This window comes from Streptomyces sp. bgisy100, from assembly GCF_057709105.1.
Genome location: NZ_JBYITE010000003.1, coordinates 43644 through 65978, shown reverse-complemented (window position 1 = coordinate 65978; position 22335 = coordinate 43644). Strand labels below are relative to the sequence as shown.

At 73.1% G+C, this 22335-nt stretch carries 24 protein-coding genes; 11 read left to right on the top strand and 13 right to left on the bottom strand.

Features of this window, described 5'->3' with window-relative positions; translation table 11 throughout:
* Positions 1-281: 281 nt before the first annotated feature.
* Complete coding sequence (locus AC3EQ1_RS03265; protein ID WP_432092693.1) at positions 282-1085, top strand: CAP domain-containing protein; 804 nt, start codon at positions 282-284, stop codon at positions 1083-1085.
* 216 nt (positions 1086-1301) lie between these two features.
* Here AC3EQ1_RS03265 and AC3EQ1_RS03260 read toward each other — a convergent pair whose 3' ends face one another.
* The 8 genes from AC3EQ1_RS03260 to AC3EQ1_RS03225 all read right to left on the bottom strand — a co-directional run bounded on the left by AC3EQ1_RS03260 (position 1302) and on the right by AC3EQ1_RS03225 (position 8314).
* A complete protein-coding gene (locus AC3EQ1_RS03260; RefSeq protein WP_432092692.1) occupies positions 1302-2858 on the bottom strand; it encodes a sensor histidine kinase in 1557 nt (518 codons plus the stop codon).
* On the bottom strand, positions 2855-3583 hold the full coding sequence (locus AC3EQ1_RS03255; RefSeq protein ID WP_432092691.1) for a response regulator transcription factor: 729 nt from the start codon (positions 3581-3583) through the stop codon (positions 2855-2857). Before AC3EQ1_RS03255 ends, AC3EQ1_RS03260 begins: the two co-directional genes overlap by 4 nt.
* A 53-nt stretch (positions 3584-3636) precedes the next feature.
* Positions 3637-4098 (bottom strand): hypothetical protein, encoded by a 462-nt coding sequence (locus AC3EQ1_RS03250; protein WP_488187139.1) that lies wholly within the window; start codon positions 4096-4098, stop codon positions 3637-3639.
* Between the two features lie 254 nt (positions 4099-4352).
* Complete coding sequence (locus AC3EQ1_RS03245; protein WP_432092688.1) at positions 4353-4814, bottom strand: universal stress protein; 462 nt, start codon at positions 4812-4814, stop codon at positions 4353-4355.
* 9 nt (positions 4815-4823) lie between these two features.
* Positions 4824-5558 carry a class F sortase gene (locus AC3EQ1_RS03240; protein WP_488187138.1) on the bottom strand — a complete coding sequence of 245 codons (735 nt, stop codon included), beginning with the start codon at positions 5556-5558 and terminating at the stop codon, positions 4824-4826.
* 8 nt (positions 5559-5566) lie between these two features.
* On the bottom strand, positions 5567-6184 hold the full coding sequence (locus tag AC3EQ1_RS03235; RefSeq protein WP_432092687.1) for a hypothetical protein: 618 nt from the start codon (positions 6182-6184) through the stop codon (positions 5567-5569).
* Between the two features lie 416 nt (positions 6185-6600).
* On the bottom strand, positions 6601-7374 hold the full coding sequence (locus tag AC3EQ1_RS03230; RefSeq protein WP_432092686.1) for a bestrophin-like domain: 774 nt from the start codon (positions 7372-7374) through the stop codon (positions 6601-6603).
* A gap of 136 nt (positions 7375-7510) precedes the next feature.
* Positions 7511-8314: a hypothetical protein gene (locus AC3EQ1_RS03225; protein ID WP_432092685.1), complete on the bottom strand. Its 804-nt coding sequence runs from the start codon at positions 8312-8314 to the stop codon at positions 7511-7513.
* A gap of 528 nt (positions 8315-8842) precedes the next feature.
* On the opposite strand from AC3EQ1_RS03225, the gene AC3EQ1_RS03220 reads away from it, so the two are divergent.
* The 3 genes from AC3EQ1_RS03220 to AC3EQ1_RS03210 are packed head-to-tail and all read left to right on the top strand — an operon-like array spanning position 8843 to position 12314.
* Positions 8843-9655 (top strand): SAM-dependent methyltransferase, encoded by an 813-nt coding sequence (locus AC3EQ1_RS03220; protein ID WP_432092684.1) that lies wholly within the window; start codon positions 8843-8845, stop codon positions 9653-9655.
* A complete protein-coding gene (locus AC3EQ1_RS03215) occupies positions 9652-11829 on the top strand; it encodes a putative bifunctional diguanylate cyclase/phosphodiesterase (protein WP_432092683.1) in 2178 nt (725 codons plus the stop codon). The genes AC3EQ1_RS03220 and AC3EQ1_RS03215 overlap by 4 nt, the downstream gene beginning before the upstream one ends.
* Positions 11826-12314, top strand: a complete 489-nt coding sequence (locus AC3EQ1_RS03210; protein ID WP_432092682.1) for a phosphatase domain-containing protein — start codon at positions 11826-11828, stop codon at positions 12312-12314. Before AC3EQ1_RS03215 ends, AC3EQ1_RS03210 begins: the two co-directional genes overlap by 4 nt.
* Before the next feature lie 142 nt (positions 12315-12456).
* Here AC3EQ1_RS03210 and AC3EQ1_RS03205 read toward each other — a convergent pair whose 3' ends face one another.
* The gene (locus AC3EQ1_RS03205) at positions 12457-13479 is read right to left on the bottom strand and encodes a rod shape-determining protein (RefSeq protein WP_432092681.1); all 1023 of its coding nucleotides are present in this window, start codon (positions 13477-13479) and stop codon (positions 12457-12459) included.
* 146 nt (positions 13480-13625) lie between these two features.
* Positions 13626-13853: a dodecin gene (locus AC3EQ1_RS03200; RefSeq protein ID WP_432092680.1), complete on the bottom strand. Its 228-nt coding sequence runs from the start codon at positions 13851-13853 to the stop codon at positions 13626-13628.
* Positions 13854-14011: 158 nt separating this feature from the next.
* Here AC3EQ1_RS03200 and AC3EQ1_RS03195 point away from each other — a divergent pair, with 158 nt between their 5' ends.
* The 3 genes from AC3EQ1_RS03195 to AC3EQ1_RS03185 all read left to right on the top strand — a co-directional run bounded on the left by AC3EQ1_RS03195 (position 14012) and on the right by AC3EQ1_RS03185 (position 16413).
* Positions 14012-14788: a GNAT family N-acetyltransferase gene (locus AC3EQ1_RS03195; protein ID WP_432092679.1), complete on the top strand. Its 777-nt coding sequence runs from the start codon at positions 14012-14014 to the stop codon at positions 14786-14788.
* Positions 14785-15819 (top strand): lysophospholipid acyltransferase family protein, encoded by a 1035-nt coding sequence (locus tag AC3EQ1_RS03190; RefSeq protein WP_432092678.1) that lies wholly within the window; start codon positions 14785-14787, stop codon positions 15817-15819. Before AC3EQ1_RS03195 ends, AC3EQ1_RS03190 begins: the two co-directional genes overlap by 4 nt.
* A gap of 213 nt (positions 15820-16032) precedes the next feature.
* Positions 16033-16413, top strand: a complete 381-nt coding sequence (locus tag AC3EQ1_RS03185) for a DUF427 domain-containing protein (RefSeq protein ID WP_432092677.1) — start codon at positions 16033-16035, stop codon at positions 16411-16413.
* 121 nt (positions 16414-16534) lie between these two features.
* On the opposite strand, the gene AC3EQ1_RS03180 is transcribed toward AC3EQ1_RS03185, so the two are convergent.
* The gene (locus AC3EQ1_RS03180; RefSeq protein ID WP_432092676.1) at positions 16535-17419 is read right to left on the bottom strand and encodes a S41 family peptidase; all 885 of its coding nucleotides are present in this window, start codon (positions 17417-17419) and stop codon (positions 16535-16537) included.
* Between the two features lie 476 nt (positions 17420-17895).
* Here AC3EQ1_RS03180 and AC3EQ1_RS03175 point away from each other — a divergent pair, with 476 nt between their 5' ends.
* The 4 genes from AC3EQ1_RS03175 to AC3EQ1_RS03160 all read left to right on the top strand — a co-directional run bounded on the left by AC3EQ1_RS03175 (position 17896) and on the right by AC3EQ1_RS03160 (position 20446).
* Positions 17896-18387, top strand: coding sequence for a DUF2975 domain-containing protein (locus AC3EQ1_RS03175; protein ID WP_432092675.1), 492 nt, complete (start codon positions 17896-17898; stop codon positions 18385-18387).
* On the top strand, positions 18387-18662 hold the full coding sequence (locus AC3EQ1_RS03170; RefSeq protein WP_432092674.1) for a helix-turn-helix domain-containing protein: 276 nt from the start codon (positions 18387-18389) through the stop codon (positions 18660-18662). The genes AC3EQ1_RS03175 and AC3EQ1_RS03170 overlap by 1 nt, the downstream gene beginning before the upstream one ends.
* Before the next feature lie 231 nt (positions 18663-18893).
* Positions 18894-20051 carry an FAD-dependent oxidoreductase gene (locus AC3EQ1_RS03165; protein ID WP_432092673.1) on the top strand — a complete coding sequence of 386 codons (1158 nt, stop codon included), beginning with the start codon at positions 18894-18896 and terminating at the stop codon, positions 20049-20051.
* Between the two features lie 20 nt (positions 20052-20071).
* A complete protein-coding gene (locus tag AC3EQ1_RS03160) occupies positions 20072-20446 on the top strand; it encodes a hypothetical protein (protein WP_432092672.1) in 375 nt (124 codons plus the stop codon).
* 86 nt (positions 20447-20532) lie between these two features.
* Here AC3EQ1_RS03160 and egtD read toward each other — a convergent pair whose 3' ends face one another.
* Positions 20533-21498: an L-histidine N(alpha)-methyltransferase gene (egtD, locus tag AC3EQ1_RS03155; protein WP_432092671.1), complete on the bottom strand. Its 966-nt coding sequence runs from the start codon at positions 21496-21498 to the stop codon at positions 20533-20535.
* Positions 21495-22253, bottom strand: a complete 759-nt coding sequence (gene egtC, locus AC3EQ1_RS03150) for an ergothioneine biosynthesis protein EgtC (RefSeq protein WP_432092670.1) — start codon at positions 22251-22253, stop codon at positions 21495-21497. Before egtC ends, egtD begins: the two co-directional genes overlap by 4 nt.
* Positions 22254-22335 lie beyond the last annotated feature (82 nt).

The following is a 22335-nucleotide window of genomic DNA, read 5'->3' as shown; positions in this document are numbered from 1 at the left end:
CGGACCGTCCCCGACGACGAAAGACGCCGCTCCGCGACCGGGGCTTGTCCGACAAATGGCGCCGCCCTCCGGGTGAGCCGGGCCGGACAGGGGCGGGGCCGGATGATCAACCCGATGTGCCGCTCCAGGGGCAAGATCCCAAGCAGTGTCTGAGCGAAGTCTTATGGGTTCTTGAAGATCTCGCTCGAATGATGATCGGACCGAAGCGGACCCCTAGGCTCAGTCGAGTCGGCCGGCGACAAACCGGCGCGTGCCCACAGCCCATCGGAGGAACGACCATCATGAGCACCCGAGACGGCAGACGTCCGACGTCCCATCGGCGCCCCGCCGGCCCCCTGGCCGGTCTCCCGCTGCGGCGGATCGCCGTCGCGGCCGGGGCGTTGACGGTCGTCGCCGGCGTCGGCACCGGGGTGGCCATGGTGGTCCCGGGCGGTGACAGCGCACCGGTGGCCGATGCACGACCTGCGTCGGACGGCCCCGCGTCCTCGGCGTCCCCCATGGCCGAGGAAGCGGAGTCGACCACCGCCTCCCCGACGGCGTCGAAGACGCCGTCCGAGAAGCGGACCAAGGCTTCGGCGAAGCCGAGCCCCCGGCGCACCGTGCAGGAGAAGAAGACCCGAGCGGCTCAGCCCCGCGCCACGCGTTCGGCGACCGAGACCCCCAGCCGGGCGCCGGTCGTGAAGAAGGCTCCGGCTGCGGCGACCGGCGAGGCCGCCCGGGTTCTCCAACTCGTCAACCAGGAGCGGGCGTCGGCGGGCTGCAGCCCGCTCACCAGCAACCCGAAGCTGACCGACGCCGCCGATAAGTACAGCGACGTCATGGCCCGGTCCGGCGTGATGTCGCACACCGGCCCCGACGGCTCCTCGATGACCGACCGCGTCGAGGCCGAGGGGTACGCCTGGTCGGCGATCGGCGAGAACATAGCCCAGGGCCAGCAGGACGCGGACGCGGTCATGGACGCCTGGATGAACAGCTCCGGCCACCGCGCGAACATACTCAACTGCGACTTCAAGGAAATCGGCATCGGAGTCCACGAGGGTGACGGCGGCCCCTGGTGGACCCAGGACTTCGGCGCAAGCCGCTGATCCTGGCCCGCCGGACGGTCCGGTGCAGGCGGTTCCACCCCCCCGGAACTCACCTGTACCCACCCGTCCACCGGAACCGGCCGGACCCGTGCAAGCTTCAGGGAGCTTGCCGGATCCGGCCGGTTTCGCGTTTTCTGCCTGGGTTCGGGGCGACTGATCCGCTTTCGTTGATGGGTGTCCGAGCCTGTCGCCGACTGCTGCCGCGGCGCCGCTCCGTCAGCCGTGACCGTGCTGCCGGCCCGAACCGGAACCCGGGCGTGACGCGGAGCCGGGGCGCGCACCGGAACCAGAGCCGGAACCAGAGCCAGAGCCGGAACCGGAGCCGGAACCAGAGCCGGAATTCGAAGCGGTGAAGCGTGCCGCGAGCCGGCCGAGGCCCAGGGCCTGCCGGCCGGACCGCCGGAGCCGCCGTGACGAGCGGCCCAGGCCGCCCTTCGCCTCCGCGGCCAGGCCCAGCGTCACCTCGACCAGCGCACCGCCCAGCGGGCCGCGCAGAATCCGCACCTCCCCGCGGGTGGCCCGGGTGGCGCGGTGGGCGATGTCCAGCCCCAGCCCCGTCGAGCCGCCGACGCTCACGCCCCGCGCGAGCGCCAGATCCGGGTCGGCGATGCCCGGCCCGGCGTCGTGCACCGACAGCACGACGGCCTGCGCGGTGCGCTCCACCCGCACCGCGAACGCCGTTCCCTCGGCCGTGTGCTGGAACACATTGCCGATGAGCGCGTCCACGACGGCCGCGAGATCGTCGGACGGCAGCCGCACCGAGGTGGGCTCCGCCGTGGCGGACAGCCGGCAGGAGCGCCCCTGCTGCTCGGCCAGCACCGACCAGAACTCCACCCGGCCGCGGACCACGTCCGAGACCTCGCACAGCTCGTCCGGCCCGGCCGGCGCCGGGGCGCTCCGCCGCTCCCGGCCCGAGGTGACCGCGCCCAGCGGTCCGACCGCGAGGGGGGAGCGGGCGGCCGAGATGATCGAGTCGAGCTCGGTCTCCAGGTGGGTGATCGCGGAGGTCAGCCGTTCCGCGCCCGGCGCAGCACTCATCCGCTCGGCCTCCAGGCGCAGCGCCGTCAGCGGAGTCCGGAGCCGGTGCGACAGATCGGCCACCAGCTCGCGCTCCATCGCCAGCAGCTGGACGACCCGGTCCGCCATCGAGTTGAACGCCCGGCCCGCCTCCTTCAGCTCCGGCGGTCCGGCCGGTTCGACCCGTACCTCCAGATCCCCCGAGCCCAGGGAGTTCGAGGCCCGGGACAGGCTCCGCGAGGACCGCACGACGCGCGCCCCGAGCCGGTCCGCGACGGCCACCGAACCGGCCACCAGCCCCACCGCCAGCAGCGACATGACCACCCACGACAGGGTGACCCCCCGGTCGAGGTCGGAGCGCGGCACGAACGACTCGACCACCGCGACCCGGTTCTTCGCCAGGATCACCGGCTGCAGATAGACCCAGCCGTCCCGGGTGCCGAGGGCGAGGGTCTCCTTGTCCCGCTCGGCCCGGCCCAGGGCGTCCGCCGGGGCGTGCTCCGCGCCGATGACACTGCCGCCCGGCAGGTGCACCCCGAGCCGGTGCCCGGCGTCCAGACCGGAGACGGCCTGCTGCACATCGGAGGGGCGGGTGGTCAGCGCGAGCACCGGGGCCAGGGCGGCGGCGCGCTGTTCCGCCTCCGTCGTCGCGCGGCCGCGGGCCTCGGACTGGACCAGCAGGGCGAGCGGGATCAGGAACGACAGCGCCACCATCGAGGTCACCGCGAGCGCGACCCCCGCGAGAGCGCGTCTCATCGCGGGGCCACCAGCTTGATGCCGATCCCCCGGACGGTGTGCAGATAGCGCGGCTGGGAGGCCCGCTCGCCGAGCTTGCGCCGCAGGGCGGAGAGGTGGACGTCGATGGTCTGGTCCTCCACGTACGGCTGGCGCCAGACGTCGGCGAGGATGCGCCGCCGGGAGACCACCTGGTCGGCGTGGGCGGCCAGATACGCCAGCAGGTCGAACTCCCGCCGGGTCAGCCGCAGTTCCCGCCCCGCCAGGTAGGCCGTACGGGCCGGCGGATCCACCTGGAGGTCGCCGACCTGGAGAATGCGGGGCGCCGCGGGGACTCCGGCGCTCTGCTCCGGGCCGCCCGCCGGGTACGCGGCCGCCGCGGGCGGCGCGGTGCGGCGCAGCACGGCGCCCAGCCGGGCGGCGAGCTGCCCCCCGGAGAACGGCTTCACCACGTAGTCGTCGGCGCCCGCGTTGAGGAGCTTGATCACTTCCGCGTCGTCGTCCCGCGCGGTGGCGACCACCACGGGAACCTGTGATATTCCTCGCAGCATCCGCAGGACGTCCGTGCCGTCCAGATCCGGCAGCCCGAGATCCAGCACGACCACGTCCGGTGCCCGCTGGGTCACCTCGCGGAGCGCTTCGAACCCCTGTGAGGCACTGTGCACGACATGTCCGTGCGCGGAGAGCACTTCGATGAGTGCGCTGCGTATCACGGGGTCGTCCTCGACGAGAAGCACGGATGCCATGACCCAGCACGGTAGCCGGTCCGCCAGTATGGTGTCGTGTCCCGGTACCTGCGCTACCTGCTCATATGGCTTTCCTGCACCGCCGTCAGCGTGACGGCGGTGATCCTCACGGTCCATTTCGTGGTGGGATCGACCAAGCCGACCCCGCCGGTGGCCCGCTCGGCGCCGACGGTCTTCTCCTCGGCCTCTGGAAAGCCGTCCCCGTCGAGCAGCTCACCGAAGCCGAGCCCGTCCCCGAGCATCGGGAAGCCGACCTCGAAGCCGTCCCCGCGTCCGACCGCGACCCGGACGACACCGCGGCCCTCGCCCTCCCCGTCGAAGACGACGAACCCCGCCACCGGTGGCACGGGCCCGAGCGGGGCGAGCGACTGCGGTGAGGGGGGGTCGGGGGTGCACACCATCCAGTCGGCCGGCGGACAGGCGTCCGTGCGGTTCGGCAGCGACGGGGTGTGCCTGGTCTCCGCGATCCCGACCCGGAGCTTCACGGTCCGCACCTCGCAGACCGATGCGAGCACGCTGAGTGTGACGTTCACCGGGGACCGCCAGGAGTCCGTCATCACCGCGACCACGACCCCGGAGGACCGGGCGACGGTGCGGGAGACGTCCTGGTGACCGGGTGTGGCCGGCTGGATGGTGACTCCCGTCGGCAGCGCGCCGGGGCGCCGCTCGCGGGTGCGGTGCGCGGTGGGGTCGTGTCACCAAGGGGCGCCGGACGACGGCCCGGCCGCGCCACCGGGGCCTCACCGGATGAAGGGCGCCGGGGGAGTTCCTACGGGACGACGGTGACGGGCCAGCGCCCCGCCTTCACCAGCCGTACCGCGACCGAGCCGATGATGCGGTGGCCCGCCTGCTCGGAGGCGCCGACCACCACGGCGTCCGCCCGCAGTTCGTCCGCCGCCCGGACCAGCCCGTTGTAGGCGTCGCCGCGCAGCGTGTGGAACTCCCAGCGCACGTCGTAGATGCCGCGCACCCGCTCGGCGGCCGTCCGGATCTCGGCCATCAGCTCCTCGGCGACCTCCTCGGTCGTCTCGGCGACCGGCGCGCCCAGCGCGGTGCCCGCGGCGCGGACCGGCTGCACGTACACGATCGCCAGCAGTGCGTTCTGCCGCCGTGCCAGGCCGGTGGCGTACGCGGCGGCGCGCCAGGAGGAGTCGGAGCCGTCGACTCCGGCCACGATGACCTTGGGGCCGTCCGTTCCGCGCTCGAACGGCGCGGGTTCCCTCTCGTCCACCCGGCGAGGCTATCCGGCACGGTTTCCCGCGGATCCGCCGGGCGCCACCAGGTGCGCGTAGACGACCACATTGGCCTGGTAGCCGGACTCCCGGGTGAAGGCCCCGCCGCAGGTGATCAGGCGGAGTTCGGGCCGGGCGGTCGGCCCGTACACCCGGCGGTCCGGGAAGTGCTCCTTGGCGTGGAGCTCCACGGCGTCGACCGAGAAGACGGCCCGGCTGCCGTCGGAGCGGTCGACCTCCACGGTGTGGTTGCGGCGCAGCGAGCCGAGGGCGAAGAACACCGCGCGGCCGTCGGCGGTGTCGACGTGCCCGGCCAGGACGGCGTTCCCGCGCTGGCCGGGTGACGGTCCGTCCGCCCACCACCCGGCGAGGTTGCGCCGCTCGGCCGGCGGGGTCGCCAGTCGGCCCGAGGGCTCCAGGGCCAGCCGCGTGACCGGTGCGTCCACCCCGATGACGGGGATCCGCACCCGGACCGGGGCCGCGCGGAGCATCGGCCGGCCCGGGGCGCGGTCCGGCCCCGCGGCCATCTGTCCGGTGGGCGCTGCGACGGAATCCGGGCGCGGCGGGGCGTCCTCGGCGTCGCCGAGCAGCCAGGCCCCGGCGAGCAGGGCCATGATCACGGCGGCCGTGCCCCAGCGCCCGACGCCGTCGGCTTCCGTGCCGCTCCCGTTCGTATTGCCCCTGGTCGTGCCGCTCCTGTCCGTACGGCTTCTGTCCGTACCGCTCCTGTCCGGTCCGCCCATGCGGCCGGTCAGCTCTGCCCGCGCCGGGTGCGGCGGCGGTGCAGCAGGGCGGCTCCGGACAGGGCCGCCGCCACGAGGGTCGCTCCCGCACCGGCCTTCCAGGCGTTCCCGGCGGTGCCGCCCGCACCCGCTTGCGTGGCCCCGCGCGGGCGGTTCAGGTCGCGGTGCCCGCCGCCCCGGTCATCGCCGCCCCGGCTTCCGTTGTCCCGACTTCCTTTGTCCCGGCTCCCGCTGTCCCCCTCCGGGCCCTCCCCCTCCCCGACGACGCGGAGGGTGCCGGTGAACGGCCCCGTCACCCGCCCGTCCTCGTGGTGGCACATCAGGGAGGCGGTGTACGTGCCGGGCCGGGTGCGGAGCGGCACGGTGGTCGCGCCGCCCACCCGGTCGCGCAGCGGTGTGAGCCGGAGACTCGGGATCCGCGCCGGAGTGTCGCCGCGCCGGAAGGTGACGAGGCCGCCGGCACCCCGGCAGTTGCCCCCGTCGGACACGGAGACCAGGCTGCCGGCGACGGCCGGGGCCGGTTCGACGACGACCGGGCCGCCGACCGCGGGATGTGCTGTCCCGGCGCTGCCCAGAGCGGTGGCCGCGGCCAGGACTCCGCCGAGGAGGAGGCGGCGTGGGCGCATGACGGTCTCCCGTGCGGCGCGGTCACGGAAGCGGTTCCGCGAAGTCGGCGGGGCCGCGCCTCACCACGAGCGAACAGGCAGCGGAGCGGGGCTGCCCGTCGACGGGGCCGCGCGAGTGACCGGATTGCCCCGTTCCGACGTACCGTCACCTCGCTGGAACGGAGCACGGGGTGACGCGGTGACCGTACGGGGCCGAGGGCCGCTTGTGACCGCAGAACCGCAGAACCGCAGAACCGCAGAACCGCAGCCACCGATCCGTACGGGCAGGTCCCCGGGCCCGCGTCATCAGTGCGGCTGCAGATATGGATCGGCCGCCCCGAGCCTGCGTCGCGTCGCCGCGCTGTGCCGGGGCATCATGCACCGGCCCCGGGCCGAGCCCGGCCGAGGCGCGCGTCGGTACGCGCTCTGCCCGGTCGTCACCCGCCGGTTCCGGCAGCGCGCGGGAAGAGGTCGAGGAACGGGGCGGCCGAATCCGCGGCACCCCGGCCGAGCGGTGTGTCGAAGTACCAGATCAGGAAGAGCAGGAACGCGATGAGCGCGCTGAACAGCCCGGCCAGCAGCAGTTCGCGCCCGGTCCGCCGGATCTGCAGCACGAAGATCATCCCGACGGTCACCACCGCACCGGTGATGAGACCGAACCACACCACGCCCGGCATCGTGGCACCGGCGTTCCGGGCCCGGGCGCCGCGGGCGTCGTCGGCCGCGGCGATGTGATCGACCATCGGCTGGTAGGCCTGGTTCTCCAGCTCGGAGCGGGGAACATGTCCGGCCACGTCGCTGCGCACCCGGGCCATCAGCGCGGTACCGCGCGCGGTGAGTCCGTCGTCGTCGGCCATGCGGGGCCACTCCTCGGTGACCACATGGCGCACATAGGCGTCGATGTCCCGGCGGATGCGCTCACGTGCGGCCGGCGCGTAGACCTCGGCGCGGGCACTCACCTCGTGCAGCGCCTGGGCCTCGGTCCGCACCCCGTCCTCGGCCGCGCCCCGGGCCTCCCACACACCGGCGATGGCCAGGCCCAGCACGATGGCGTAGACCACGCCGATCATCATCGTCATGTAGTCGAGCACATCGGGCGTCTCCGAGGGGTCGTCGTCCTCCGCGACGCGGCGATGATGGAGCAGCACGACGGTGAGTACGACGGTGCAGGCGGCGGCCATGGCGATGGTCAGCACCAGCCATCCGGGCATGGGTGTCCTTCCGTGGGCGGGTTCGTCGGGTCGGGCGGCGAGGGCCGCGGGCCGGAGCGGGGCATGGCCGGAAGTTGCCGGGGCGGGAGTCGGCCGGGAGGCGGGCGGGAGTCGGGCGGGACGATGTCGGCGCGGCCTAGCGTCGTGAGCGGGGCCGCAGCGCTGCCGCGGCGAGCACCGCGGGCGCCGTGATGAGCAGGGTGAAGATGACCACCGAGCCCCCGCTCGGCGGTTTCTTCCGCACCGCCTTGCGGTAGCCGGGGCGGGCCAGGGCGGCCGGCGACGGCGCCACCGACGGACGGACCGACGGGCGGGCTGACGGGCGGGCCGACGGACGGGCCGACCGCTCCGGCCGGGCGGGCGGTGCCGGGACGGCGGACGACGGGGACGGCCGCGGGGCCGGTGACGACGACGGCGACGCCGGTGGCCGGGCCGGGCGGGGCGCGGAGGTCGGACGGTGCGGTGCGGGCGGCCGTACGGCGGGCGGCCCCGGCGCCTGTGCCGGCGGGGGTGGAGGCGGCCGGCGGCAGACGACCCGGGCCACGGCGCCGCCCGCACCGGCGGAGGCGGTCGGCCACGGCGCCGATCCCGGGCAGACCTCGGCCTCGGCCACGGCACCCCCGGCCGAGGCGGTCACCCGTACCTCGGGGCCTCCGGTCCGTCGGGGAGCGGTGACACGGGGCGCCGGGGGCGGCGGAATCCGGGGCCGCGCCACGGTGACGTGCCGGCCGGGCACCGTGATCCGCACCTCCGGTACCTGCCGCCGGGCCGCCCCCTGTCGGCCGGGCACCTGGAGCTGCCGTGCCGGGGTGGTGACCCGGACGTCGGGGCCGTCCCAGGCGGCGGCGGGCCGCTCGGCCACGCCCAACAGCCCTGCCCCCACCGCCGTCCCGAGCAGCGCGCTCGCGAGGACGACCCCCACCCGGTGCCATGCGTTCACGCGGCGATCCTGCGTCGTGGCCGCGCCTTTCGGCCATGGTGTGGCCGAGGTTCCCCCCGAAGGGATGGATCACGGGCGGCCCGGGTTTGATCCGCCGCCGCGGGGCCACTCGGCCCACCCGGAGGCCGCCCGCCGGACCGCCGTACCGAGGCCGCTCGCGGAGTCGGTGAAGCAGCTGTCACAGAAGCGAAATTGCTCACACGGTCCATGAATCCGACGGATGTAAAAGCGAGTTGATCGTCTCTCCGGTGAACTCGACGGCACGACATCGGAGTTGGAGTTCAACCGCGTTCCGCCGGGCCTCGCACGGCCGGTGCCCGGACCCGGGGAGCGGCGTCCCGGGCTGCACGCCCCGTGCGCCCGGCGCAACACCACGTGCGCGCCCGGCGCACTTGCCTGCGGTCTGTGACGAGAACGGACCGAAGATTTCCGTTTGAGGTTCCGCTGTTGACGGGCGGTTCAGTAGCCTCAGGTGGACAGCGGCATGAACATGGCCGGACCAACCATGGCTGACAGCTGGAGACTTAGATGGAGCGCCCCTCCTGGGCCCCTCAGGGCATCGACCTTTCCGTGCCGAGCGTTTCCCGAATCTACGACTACTACTTGGGGGGCTCGCACAACTTCGAGGTCGACCGGGAAGCCGCCCGCAGGGCGATCGAGATCATGCCGGGGCTGCCCAAAATCATGCAAGCCAACCGGGCCTTCATGCGCCGCGCGGTGCGCTACGCGGTGGACCGCGGCATCACCCAGTTCCTCGACATCGGCTCCGGCATACCCACGTTCGGCAACGTCCACGAGGTCGCGCAGGACGCCGGCCCCGGGGCCCGGGTCGTCTACGTCGACAACGACCCGGTCGCCGTCGCACACAGCCGCGCCGTCCTGGAGGACAACGCGCACGCCTCCGTCGTCGCGGCCGATCTGCGCAAGCCGCGGAGCATCCTGGACAGCGTCGCGTCGGGCGGGCTGCTGGATCTCGACCGCCCGGTCGCGCTGCTGCTGGTGGCCGTACTGCACTTCCTCGTCGACGAGGACGAGCCGTGGGCGGCGGTCGCCGAACTCCGGGACGCCCTCGCCCCGGGCAGCGTCCTGGTGCTGACCCACGCCTCGACCGAGGGCGGGCCCACATCCTCCGAGCAGGGCGAAAGGGTGGAACAGGTGTACCGGAAAGCGAGCTCTCAGCTGATCATGCGGTCGCGCGCGCAGGTCGAGCGGTTCTTCGACGGCTTCACCTTCGCCGACCCCGGTCTGGTCGCGATGCCGAACTGGCGTCCGGACACCCCGCCCGAGCACGAGGACCCGGTGGTCTTCACCGGCTTTGCCGGCGTGGGGTACAAGGCGTGACCAGACCCCCCGGGGAGACCGGGCATCCCGAACGTGACGATCCGGACGCCGACGGACCGGAGAGCCGCCTGCGGCGCTTCGCGCGGATATGGAGCCGGGCCATCTACCCGGCCACGGCCACCTCGATGACGCGCGCCGAGTTCGAGGAGTTCCTCGTACCGCTGGCGCGACAGCTCCGGGACGCGCTCGCCGCGCGGCCGTTCGACCCGAACCCGGGCGTGGGGGTGGGGGAGGCCCTGGTCGCCGCGCACTGCACCGACCCCGGGTCGCTGCCCCGGTCGCTCGGGGTGGTCGATGCGTACCTGGTGCTGTACTGCCTGCCCTGCGAGACCCTGCCGGCGGAGGAGAGCCGGGCCCGGAGCGTGCGGCTGCAGCACTCCATCGCCGCCGGCTTCGCGCAGGCCCTGCGCGAGCGCACGCTCGGTGAGCAGGAGGCCATGTCCCGGGCCGCGCTGCGCGCGCAGGCCGAGGCGGAGAAGGCGCTGCACACCAGTGAGGCGCGGTTCCGGGCGGTCTTCGAGGGCGCCACCGTGGGCATCGGGATCTCGGACATGGACGGGAACATCCTCGACGTCAACGACGCGCTGCTGCGGATGTTCGGCGGTCTGGAGAACCATCTCCGCGGCCGCCGGGTCACCGAGTGGGCGCACCCGGACGACACACCGGGCGTCTGGAACCTGCAGCGCGAGGTGGCCCAGGGCGAGCGCGACCACTACCGGATCGACAAGCCGTACTACCGCACCGACGGGACCGTGCTCTGGACCGACCTCACGGTCTCACTGCTCCGGGACGCCGCGGGCGAGCCGCAGTACATGCTCGCGCTCATGGAGGACATCACCGAACGGCGGCTGCTGCACGAGCAGTTGCGATACGAGGCGACGCATGACGCGCTGACCGGGCTGCCCAACCGGACGCTGTTCTTCGAGCGCCTGGAGGCGGCGCTCGGCACCCGGAGCGGCGCCGCCCGCTTCGGGCTGTGCTACCTCGACCTCGACGGGTTCAAGGCGGTCAACGACAGCCTCGGACACGCCGTGGGCGACCAGCTGCTGGTGGCCGTGGCCGACCGGCTGCAGACCTGCCTGACCTCCGAGGAGCAACTGATCGCCCGGATCGGCGGCGACGAGTTCGTGGCGCTCATCCAGGACCCGGCGACGCAGGAGGACGTGACCGCCCTCGCCCGCCGGATCCTGTGCGCGCTCGCCGAGCCGGTCACGCTGGACGGCCGCGAACTCCCGGTCCGGGGCAGCATCGGCATCGTCGACGGGCCCGCGGGGGAACTGGGCCCGGCGGAGGTGCTGCGCAGCGCGGACATCACCATGTACCGGGCCAAGGCCGCCGGCGGCAACCGCTACGAGCACGCCGATCCCGAGGCCGACGTCGTGGCCATCACCCGGCATGCGCTGACCACCAGCCTTCCGATGGCCCTGGAGCGCGGCGAGTTCTTCATCGAGTACCAGCCGCTCGTCCGGCTCAGCGACGGCACCGTGCACGGTGCGGAGGCCCTGGTGCGCTGGTGCCATCCGCGGTGCGGGATCCTCGGCCCCGACCAGTTCATCCCGCTGGCCGAGGACACCGGGCTGATCGTGCCGCTGGGCCGCTGGGTGCTGGAGGAGGCCGTACGGCAGGCCCGCGACTGGCAGTTCGGGGCGAGCCGGGAACCGCTGCGGGTCAACGTCAACCTCTCGCCGTTCCAGCTCCGGCACCCGGGCCTGGTCCGGGACACGGTGGACGTACTGAAGGACGCCGGGCTCGACCCCAGCGGTCTGTGCCTGGAGGTGACCGAGTCCGCGCTGATCGGCGCCGACGAGTCGCTGCTGAAGCCGCTCCGGCAACTCGCCGACCTGGGCGTGGACATCGCTCTGGACGACTTCGGCACGGGCTACTCCAATCTCTCCAATCTGCGCCGTATGCCGGTGAGTACGCTCAAACTGGACCGTTCGTTCACCCGGGGCATGCAGCAGGACCCGGCCGACCCGATCGACATCAAGATCGTGGAGGGGGTGGTCTCGCTCGCCCACACCCTCGACCTCGCGGTTACGGTGGAAGGCGTGGAGACCGGAACCCAGGCCGAGCATCTGCGGATCCTCGGCTGCGACACCGCCCAGGGCTGGTACTACGCCCGCCCCGGACCGCCGGAGCGGCTGCACGCACTGTCCCTGGCGGACGCCTCGTGACCGGCGGACCCCGGCCGCTCGCCGTCTTCGACCTGGACGGCACCCTGGCCGGCACCGCCCACCGCCAGCACTTCCTGGAGCGCCGCCCGCGCGACTGGGACGGCTTCTTCGCCGCGGCCCCGCAGGACCCGCCGCTCGGCGAGGGCGTCGAACTCGCGCTGAGCAGCGCGGGCGAGTGCGAGGTGGTGTACGTGACCGGCCGCCCCGAGCGGTGCCGCCGGGACACCCTGGACTGGCTGGCCGCGCACGGCCTGCCGGACGGACGGCTGCTGATGCGGCCCAACAGCGACCGGCGCCCGGCCCGCTACGTCAAACCGGAGATCCTGTGCCGGCTCGCCCGGGGCCGGGAGATCCGGATGTTCGTGGACGACGACGAGCTGGTCTGCGACGCCTGCGAACGCGCCGGATTCCGGGTGGTGCGGGCCCGTTGGGCGACACCGTCGGCCGCCCTGCGCGACGCGCAGGAGCGGGAGGGCAGGACCTGAGAGGCGCCGGGGGCGGGAACGGAAACAACCACCCGCCCCCGCGCTCAGCGGTCCTTGCACGGTCAGCGCCCGACGCACGGCACCGGACCACGCGACCCGGGCAGGCGCAGTGCAAGGCCCCCTCGGCGCGGCCCGCGCCGGCTCAACTCGCCATCGGGTCGAGATGCAGCGGCTGGACCTTGCCCTCCAGCATCGCGCCCAGCCCGCGCACCGCACAGGTGTCGGGCCGCTCGGCGGTGTGGGCGGGCATGCCGGTCGCCCGGCTCAGCATGGTGTCCAGACCGGGCAGCAGCGCGCTGCCGCCGGCCAGCATGATGCCCCGGTCGGACAGGTCGGCGACCAGGTCCGGCGGGCAGCGCCGCAGGACCGTCCGGATGCCGTCCAGCACACCGGTCAGCGGGGTGGAGATGACCCGCCGCAGGTCCTCGGTCTCCACCACCACCGAGCGGGCGAGCCCCGTGGTGACGTCCCGGCCGTGCACCTCGGTCTGCGTCTCCTCCACCGAGCCCAGGACGAGGTGCAGCGGGCGCACCGCCGGGCTCGGCAGCATCAACTCGTGCTCGTTGCGCAGATGCTCGACCACCGCGTGGTCGATGGAGTTGCCGCCCACCGGGATGGTCTCGGCGGAGACGATGGAGCCCAGCGAGAGCACCGCGACCTGCGAGGTCGCGGCGCCGCACACCACGATCATCGTCGCCTCGGGCTGTTCCACGGGGAGCCCGCAGCCGACGGCGGCGCAGACCAGGGTGTCCGCCAGTTCCACCCGGCGGGCGCCGAGCGCGGTGAGGGTCTCCACGGCGGCACGCTGCGTCAGCGGCTCGCTGTCGTGCGGGGTGCAGGCCGCGATCCGCAGCGTCGGCCTGCGCCGCCAGGCCTTGCGGAGCTTGCCGCCGATGAGCTGACGGAGCATGCGCTGCGCCATGTCGATGTCCACCACGGTGCCGCCGGAGATGGGGCGGACCACCCGGATGTGATCGGGAGTCCGGCCGCTCATCCGCTCCGCGAGTTCACCGACGGCGAGGAGCGCCCCGCTGCGGGTGTTCACGGCGGCCACGCTCGGCTCGTCGACGACCAGACCGGTGTCCTTCACGTACACCCTCGTCCGCGCCGCCCCGAGGTCGACGGCGACCGTGCATCGGCGCAACTGATCCAGGCTTACGGGCACGGGAGTCCTCCCCTTGAGGAACGTGGCGAACAGCGATCCGCCGCCACTCTATTCCCAGCTTGCCCGTTTTAATCCTTATATGCCCGTTGGGTTGCGCCGCCCGTGCGACGGTGCCCCCGAACGGACGCGTACGTCCCGGCAGGATCTCAGGAGCCCGGTCCGTCGGCGTCCTCCAGCCGGAATCCCACCTTCAGGCCGACCTGGAAGTGCTCGATACCGCCCTCTTCGATGTGTCCGCGGATCTGTGTGACCTCGAACCAGTCCAGATTGCGCAGCGTCCGCGCGGCGCGTCGGATTCCGTTCCGAATTGCGGCATCGACTCCCTCGTGCGAGGATCCGACGATTTCGGTCACCCGGTAGGTGTGATCGGACATGACGCCCTCCCTGCCGACGGGACGATGCGGTCGTTCCTCCCACCGTGCCCCAGCCCGGCACGGCCCGCGAGGCGGGTGCCCTCAGCATTCAGCCGCCGCACACCCGCGCTCCGTGAAACGGCCACGTCACGGCCAGCCCGCGCCGCCACACAGGAGGCATGACGATTTCGCCTCCGCTCGCCCCCGCCCCGCGCCGGGCCGCCGTCCGCCCCCGCTACACCGTCTCCCTCGCCCGCGACGCACAGGACGTCCGGGCCGCACAGCACCTCCGGCACGAGGTGTTCGCCGGGGAGATGGGCGCGCTGCTCGCCACCACCGAGCCCGGACTGGACATCGACCCCTTCGACGCCTACTGCGATCACCTCCTCGTCCGCGAGGAGAGCACCGGCCGCGTCGTCGGCACGTACCGGCTGCTGCCGCCCGACCGGGCCGCGGTCGCCGGTCGGCTCTACGCCGAGGGCGAGTTCGACCTCGGCCGGCAGGCCGGGCTCCGGCACGACCTGGTCGAGGTCGGCCGCTCCTGCGTCCACCCCGCCCACCGCGACGGCGCGGTCATCTCGCTGATGTGGGCCGGGATCGCCCGCTACCTGACCGAGCGCGGGCACGAGTGGCTCGCCGGCTGCTGCTCCATACCGCTCACCGACGGCGGAGCCCTCGCCGCCGGCGTCTGGGACGCGGTCTCCGCGAAGCACCTCGCGCCGCCGGAGTACCGGGTCGAGCCGCGCCTGCCGTGGCAGCCGACCGGCGTCGCCCCCACCGGCCGCACCCCGCTGCCGCCGCTGCTGCGCGGCTACCTCCGGCTCGGCGCCTGGGTCTGCGGGGAGCCCGCCCACGACCCCGACTTCAACGTCGCGGACCTGTACGTCCTGCTCTCCCTGAAGCGCACCGATCCGCGCTACCTCCGTCACTTCCTCTCGCTCGCCCCGGCGGCATGAGCGTCTGGCTGCCCAGCGCCCCGTGCACGGCCCCGCGCTGCCTGGCCGGCCCCGCGCCCACCGTGGCGGGGCCGCGCCGGGCGGTCCGGTACGCGGCGCTGCTCTCCGTGCTGATGTGCGGAGTCCTCCTGTCGCCCGTGGTCGGTGCGTTCCCCGCGGTGCTCCGCGACCGGCTCACCGCCCGCTGGTCGCGGGCCCTGATCGCGGCCCTCGGCGTACGGGTCCGGGTCACCGGAGGTGAAGCCGAACGGACGGCCGCCGGAGCCCTCGTCGTCGCCAACCACGTCTCCTGGCTGGACATCCCGCTCATCGCCGCCGCCCGCCCCGGCCGGATGCTTGCCAAGGCGGAGATCGCGCACTACCCGGTCCTCGGCCGGCTCGCAGCCCGCGGCGGCACGCTCTTCGTGGACCGGGCCCGGCTGCGGGCCCTTCCCGGCACGGTCGGCGAGATCGCCTCGGTGCTGCGGACCGGCCGCACCGTGGTGGCCTTCCCCGAGGGCAGCACCTGGTGCGGGCGCCGCCACGGACGCTTCCGGAACGCCGTGTTCCAGGCCGCCCTCGACGCGTCCGCGCCCGTGCAGCCGGTCGCCGTCCGCTACCGGCTGCTGGACCGCTCGCCCACGGCCGTCCCGGCGTTCATCGGCGAGGACACCCTGCTCACCTCGGTGCGCCGGGTCGCCCGCTCCCGTGGACTGGTCGCCGAGCTGGTACTCCTGCCGCGGATACCAGCCGGTGCGTACGCGGACCGCCGCGCCCTGGCCCGGGCCGCCCACACGGCGGTGCGCGGGGTGGCGGAGGGCGCGCGTGGTGACTGGGGCGTGCCGGGGGATCCGCACCCGGACGATCTCCACCCGGACGGTCTCCACCGGGGCGGTCTCCACCCGGGCGATCCCAACCGAGGCGGTCCCGCGCCGGGCGGCCTCCACCCGGGTGCGGTCACGGACGGGCGAGTCACGGACCTGCGAGTCGCGGAGGGGCGAGCCGCGGACGGGCGGGAAGGAATCAGCGGCCCGCACCGGGTGTTGACCTAGGGAGAGCCACAACACGCCGCCGGATCAGGCGTCGGTCGCACGCCGGACAAGGGCGTCGGCATCGTGGACAGCAGGTGAACGGCGCCCGAGTGCCCGAGAAGAGCACCCCGGGTGAACGACACCCGACGGCGGAACGCCGGGTGAGCGTCCGCCCGCACTGCGGGCGGCACCGCGGCCTGCACATGGACACAGTCGGCAGCGAAGGAGCGCATCGTGCCCCACCGCAAGCACACCGTCGAAGCCGTCCCCGGATCGCAGCACGTCCGGGTCGAGATCGGGGGCCAGGTCGTCGCCGAGACCCGCAGTCCGGTGCTGGTGCACGAGACGGGCCTGCCGGTCCGCTACTACCTTCCCCCGGCGGACGTGGCCACGGACCGCCTGGAGGCCACGGTCACCAGCACCCACTGCCCGTTCAAGGGCGACGCCGCGTACTGGTCCTACCGGGACGGCACGGGCGAGTTCCGCGAGGACGTGGTGTGGACCTACCCGGACCCGCTCACGGAGGTCGCCGCGATCAAGGACCACCTGTGCTTCTACGACACCGTCGCCGACATCGTGGTGGACGGGGTGAAGGTGGCCGGGCCCGGCGCCTGACGTCCGCCCTGATGCCGGGGCTCCGGGGGCCGGTGCGCGACCGGCCCCCGGCGGCCCTTCTGTGCCGCACCTGCTCACACCCCTCCTGCGAGGGCGCCGACGTGTCCGGCCGGGCAGTGGTTCACCGCCGTCGGCAGGCGGCCTGCTCGAGGAGCCAGCTCCGTGCCGCCTTCAGGGCGGCGTTGTCCCGGCCGCGGGCCGCTGCTTCCTGGTTCTCGGGGATCTCCTCATCCGGGGGGATCGCTCCGTCGTAGGTCCGGCCGGTTCGGTCCGCTGCCTTGGCTATTGTGAGGGTGAGCACGGCCCCATCGGACAGGCCGTAGCGCTTGTTCGCTGAGGGAACGCCGTTGGTCCGCTCGCCGAAGGACCGGGTGTGGGGACGTCCTCGGAAGGACACCACGACCGCTTCCGCCGCACTGGCCGTCCTGCTGCCCGTCAGCACCGCGACCGGTGGGGTGCTCCTGGCGAGCGGCCGACTGTCGCCCCAACCGGCCGGCTTGCCGTCCCGGTACGGGGTGCCGTGCTTGATCGACCACGCGGACCGGTCGCCGTCGGCGTCCACGAACATGCCTGCCGTGCCGTCGCCCAGGACGGGCCCTACGACGGCGAGCATCGGCCACAGGGAACCCCCATCGTTCGCACGGAGATCCACCACCCAGCCACAGGCTCCGGACCGGTCCGCCGCCGCCACGGCCTCCCGGCCCTGTTGTACGTACCGGTCGTACGCCTTCTGCGATCCCTCCGCCCCGGGGAGGGAGACGTAACCGATGCCGCCTTTCAGTGAACGGCCCCGCAGGCCGCGGAACGAAGCGGGGGAGGACCTGAGCTTCGCCTCGGCCTGCTCCGGCGTCCGGAAGTAGCTGTGCCCGTCGCCCAGGGAACGCAGTGCCGAGTGGATCGCCCCGTAGGTGTCCGCCGGCTTCCGTGCGCCGCGGGCCCGGGAAAACCCACGGCTTCGCACGTCCGCCCAGTCGACTTCGTGACGGACGAGGGAGTGCTTCTCCATGAGGTTCAGTGCCTCCGACAAGTAGCCCCGCGCACGCGGCGACATGTCATTCCCTGATGGATCGTCCGCACCGTTCGTGCACCCCGTCGCGGCGACCACAACTCCCACGAGCGCGGTACGGACCGCCATGCGCCATAAGCGTCCCCGTCCCATCCGTCCTCCCCCACAGAGTCCTGCATCACGAACAACTCGCGCTGACGGCACGCTAGGCCATGTCTCTCCGATCATGAGCGGAGCCAGATGATGACGGCCGCGAAGGTCACGGTGCTCCGGGCCGTGACGGCGGCGCCCATCAGCCGCGTCAACAACCCTGCGGGTCAGTACACCTGGCCCCTCCATGGGGCCCCGGGAGGCGGCTCGCCTCACTGCGTCAGGAATTCGGGAGGGCGCGCAGGCCCATCCCGCCGACGGCCCCGACTTGCCAATCCTATCGATATTCGATAGTTTTCCATCGTGATTCGATCAAGGGAGTGGCGTTGGGAAAGCTGACAGTGCTCGCGCTGCGCGCCGTGATGGTGGCACTGCACGCCGGGGCGGTGGTCGCCCAGGCGGTGATGGTGGCGATGCTGACGGGCGCCATGGAGGAGAGCATCCTTGCGGACCGCCGCACTCCGGTCCTCGTGATCACGGTCCTGGGCGTCGTGACGGTCCAGGTCGTCCTGGTCTGCGTGTGGCGGCTGGTGACGATGGCGCAACGCGGAACCGTGTTCTCCCACGCCGCATTCCGCTACGTCCATCTCGTGATCGGCGCGTTCGTGACGGCCTCGCTCCTGGTGCTCGCGCTCGTGGCAGTCCTGGCGCCTGGCGAGGTCGTGCCCCCGGGCGTTGTGGCCCTGCTGGGCGGGGTGTGCCTGGCGATCCTCGGGAACGCGCTCATCGTGCTCGTGCTGCGGATGCTGCTCGCACAAGCCGTCGCACGCGACGTCGAGGCGTCGCAGCTGGGGGCCGAGTTGGCCGAGGTGATCTGATGCCGATCGCCGTCGACATCGACGTGATGCTGGCCAAGCGGAAGATGTCCGTGGGCGAACTGGCGGACCGCGTGGGGATCACACCCGCCAACCTGGCGGTGCTCAAGAACGGCCGCGCCAAGGCGGTGCGCTTCACCACGCTCGCCGCGCTGTGCGAGGTGCTTGAGTGCCAGCCCGGAGACCTGCTGCGGTGGGAGCCCGATGCCCCCGGGGACGGGGACGGGGCCGCGCACGAATCCGGAGCATCCGTCCCAGCCGGCTCCCCGCCGCGGTGACCGCAGTCGCGGTGGCCGCCCGCCTGCACACGATCACCAGGTACGACGCCCTCCACCACCCCTGCCGCGCGACCCGCTCCGCCTGATCTTCAGCAAGCTCCCGAGTGACGACCTGACGACGACGTCCGCACACCTCATCGCGGCACGGGCCTGGCCGCACTGCCCGCCGCCGGTCGGCGCCTGCCGCGCGCCGCACGCACCGATACGGTCTCCACAAGGAACAGAGCAGACATGACGACAGCACGCCTCTCTTGCCGCCTCGGGGGCACAGACAGTGCCGACGTACTGGTGGTCGGGGCCGGCCTCGCCGGACTCAACACCGCCACACTCCTCGCCCGACAGGGTCACGACGTACTCCTGGTCGAACGCCGAACAAGCCTTTCCGGCGCGATCCGCACCACAGGAATCTTCGTACGGAAGACACTCGACGACTTCCCGCTGCCCCCCGACTGCCTCGGACCACCGATCCGACGCGTGGTCCTCTACCCCCCTGACCTGCGCCGCCCGGTAAGCCTCACCAGCACCCGCGACGAATACCGGGTGGGCGACATGGCACCACTCTACGAAGCGACGGCCGCCACCGCCGTCGACGCCGGCGTACGCGTCGCACTGGGCACGCGCTACGCCGGCCGACAGGGCAACACCTTCCACCTGGACGGGCGCGACGGACCGACCACGGTCCGGGCCCGCTTCATCGTCGGCGCCGACGGGGCCCGCTCAAGAGTCGCCCGCGACCTCGCTCTCGACCGCAACCACCACCTGATCGTCGGCGCCGAAGAGGTCTTCGAACTACCAGGAAGCGACCAGCCGCCGACATTCCACTGCGTACTCGACCCCTCACTCGCCCCCGGCTACCTGGCCTGGGTCATCAACGACGGGCAACACGCCCACGTCGGAGTCGCAGGCTACGCCGACCGCTATCCAGACGGTCTTCGCCGTGCGATGCAGCAGTTCAGCGCCTCGGCGCCCGGACTGACCGGCATCGAACGTCCCGAAACGGTGGAGCGGCGCGCAGGCCCCATACCCGTCGGCGGCCTGCTGCGCCGGATCAGCTGCGCCGACGGGCTCCTCGTGGGGGATGCGGCAGGCGCGGTCTCCCCACTCACCGCCGGCGGCCTGGACCCGTGCCTACGACAGTCGCAACTCGCAGCCGAGGTCCTCGACGACGCACTGCGCACCGGAAAACCGGACACGATGGCCAACTACGACGGAGCCGCGCTCCGCCCCCACTTCCGCGGACGACTCATGCTGCGCGGGATGTTGGCCCGCGTACGGACGCCTGCAACAGCAGCAGCGGGATTCACCCTGCTGCGTACACCGCTCGGCCGAGCCGCGGCAAGCCGAGTCCTCTTCGGCGACAGATCCTTCCCCGACCCCACACCCAAGTGAACTCACTGAGAGGCCACGTCATGCCCACATTCCCCATACCGGCAGCCACGAAGCGCATCACCACGATGGCGGGGCTGGCTGTTGCCTGCGGACTCCTGACGGCTTGCGGCGCCAAGAGCCCCGACGTGACGTACAAAGCCTGGACCGAAGGAGGCAACCTGCAATCCGTCAGGCACGACTACATCGATGGCCCCAACGGCGCGGTAAGCATGCCGGCCGAGGTGAGCGGAGCCACATGGAGCACCCATGAGGACGGAGGCCACACTCCACGCCTCAAGGTCGTACCCACTGGCAAAGGCCTGGCGCACTGCCTCCTGCTGGAAGGCGAAGACCGCGTTCTGGACCAGCAGAAGGGAGCAGCAGGCCAGCCGGTGACATGCTCCGCCAAGCGGTAGCGACGACCCCCGCCACTCTCCCGCCGTGCGGGCCTGTGCGTCCGCCCGCGGACCCGAGGGCGGACGCACAGGCCCGCGGGAAGCCCTCAGTCCTCCGGAAAGGCCAGCGACAGCGCGAACCGGCCCGCCGCGTCCGTCCACCAGTGGCGCAGCGACAGTCCGGCCGCTGCCAGCTCCGCCCGCACGGTCTCCTGGCGGAACTTCGCCGAGATCTCGGTCCGCAGTTCCTCGCCCGCCGCGAAGGTCACTGCCAGGTCCAGCGCCGGGATCTTCGCGGTCAGCGCGGTGCGGGCGCGCAGGCGCATCTCGATCCACTCGTGGTCGGCGTCCCAGACGGCGACGTGGTCGAAGGCGTCGGGGTCGAAGTCGGCGCCCAGTTCGCGGTCGAGGACGGACAGCACGTTCTTGTTGAAGGCCGCCGTGACCCCGGCCGCGTCGTCGTACGCCGCGACCAGCGTCGCCTCGTCCTTCACCAGGTCGGTGCCGAGCAGCAGGGCGTCGCCGGGGGAGAGGAACTCCCGGACCGAGCCGAGGAACGCGGCGCGTTCGGCGGGCAGCAGATTGCCCAGCGTGCCGCCGAGGAAGGCCACCAGCCGCGGTCCGGGGCTCTCCGGGAGTTCAAGGCCGTGCTGGAAGTCGGCGACCAGGGCGTGCACGGTGAGCCCGGGGCGTTCCTCCAGCAGCGCCCGGCCGGCCAGGGTGAGTGCCGACTCGCTGACGTCCACGGGCGCATACGTGCGCAGACCGGTGAGGGCGTCGAGCAGGTGCCGGGTCTTCTCGGACGAGCCGGAGCCGAGTTCGACGAGGGTGCGGGCGCTACTCGCGGCGGCGATGTCGGTGGCCCGGTCGATCAGGATCTCCCGTTCGGCGCGGGTCGGGTAGTACTCGGGCAGCCGGGTGATCTCCTCGAACAGTTCGCTGCCGCGGGCGTCGTAGAACCACTTGGGCGGCAGCTGCTTCGGTGTGGCGGTCAGCCCCCGCTGCACATCGGAGCGGAGAGCGGCGGCGGTGGCGTCGGCGGGCAGGGTGCGGGTGACGGCGAACGGACTCAACGGCTCGGCTCCTTGAGCGGGGTGAGGAGGACATCGGTGCGGGTGGCGGTGAGAAGGGTCCGGTCGGGTATCTCCGTCCAGCGGGTGTCGTCGTCGTACGGTTCGGAGGCGACGGCCACGGAGCGCCGGGCGGGGTCGTGCAGGTACCAGAGGGTGTCGCCCCAGGCGGTGGCGGCGATCGACACCCCGTCGGTGAGCAGGAAGTTGAGCCGGGAGCCGGGGGCGGCCTCGGCGAGCGCGGTGGCGGTGTCGGTGAGGGCCTGGCCCGGTTCGTCGCCGGAGCGTAGCCGGTTGCGGATCAGCGCCCAGACCAGCGCCGAGTCGCAGCGGGCCTCCAGGGTGAGCAGTTCCACGGTGGGCAGTCCGGCGGCGAGCGGGGCCGCCGCGCCGGGCCAGTCCGTGAGGGCGCCGTTGTGGCTGAACAGCCAGGGCCCGTCGGCGAACGGTGCCGCCGCGGCCTCCGCGTCCGCCCCGGCCTCGGTGGCGTCCCGGACGGCCGCGAGCACGGCGCCGGTGCGGACCACCCGGGCCAGGTCGGCGAACGACTGGTCCGCCCAGATGGGTCCGGACCTGCGGTAGCGGGCGGGCACCGGGTCGCCCGGGGCGTACCAGCCGACGCCGAAGCCGTCGGCGTTGACGGTGCCGTACCGCTGCCGACGCGGCGCCCAGGACTGCCGGAACAGCCCGTGTGGCGGGCGCAGGGTGACCTCGCCGACCGGTGTCTCCGGCCCCAGGTAAGCGATATGACGACACATCAGATCCACCTCCCGGCGGCGCCCCGGACGCAGGCCGGGTGCGGCCGAGTGGTTCGGGGGCGGAATCCGCCGGCGGGCGGCG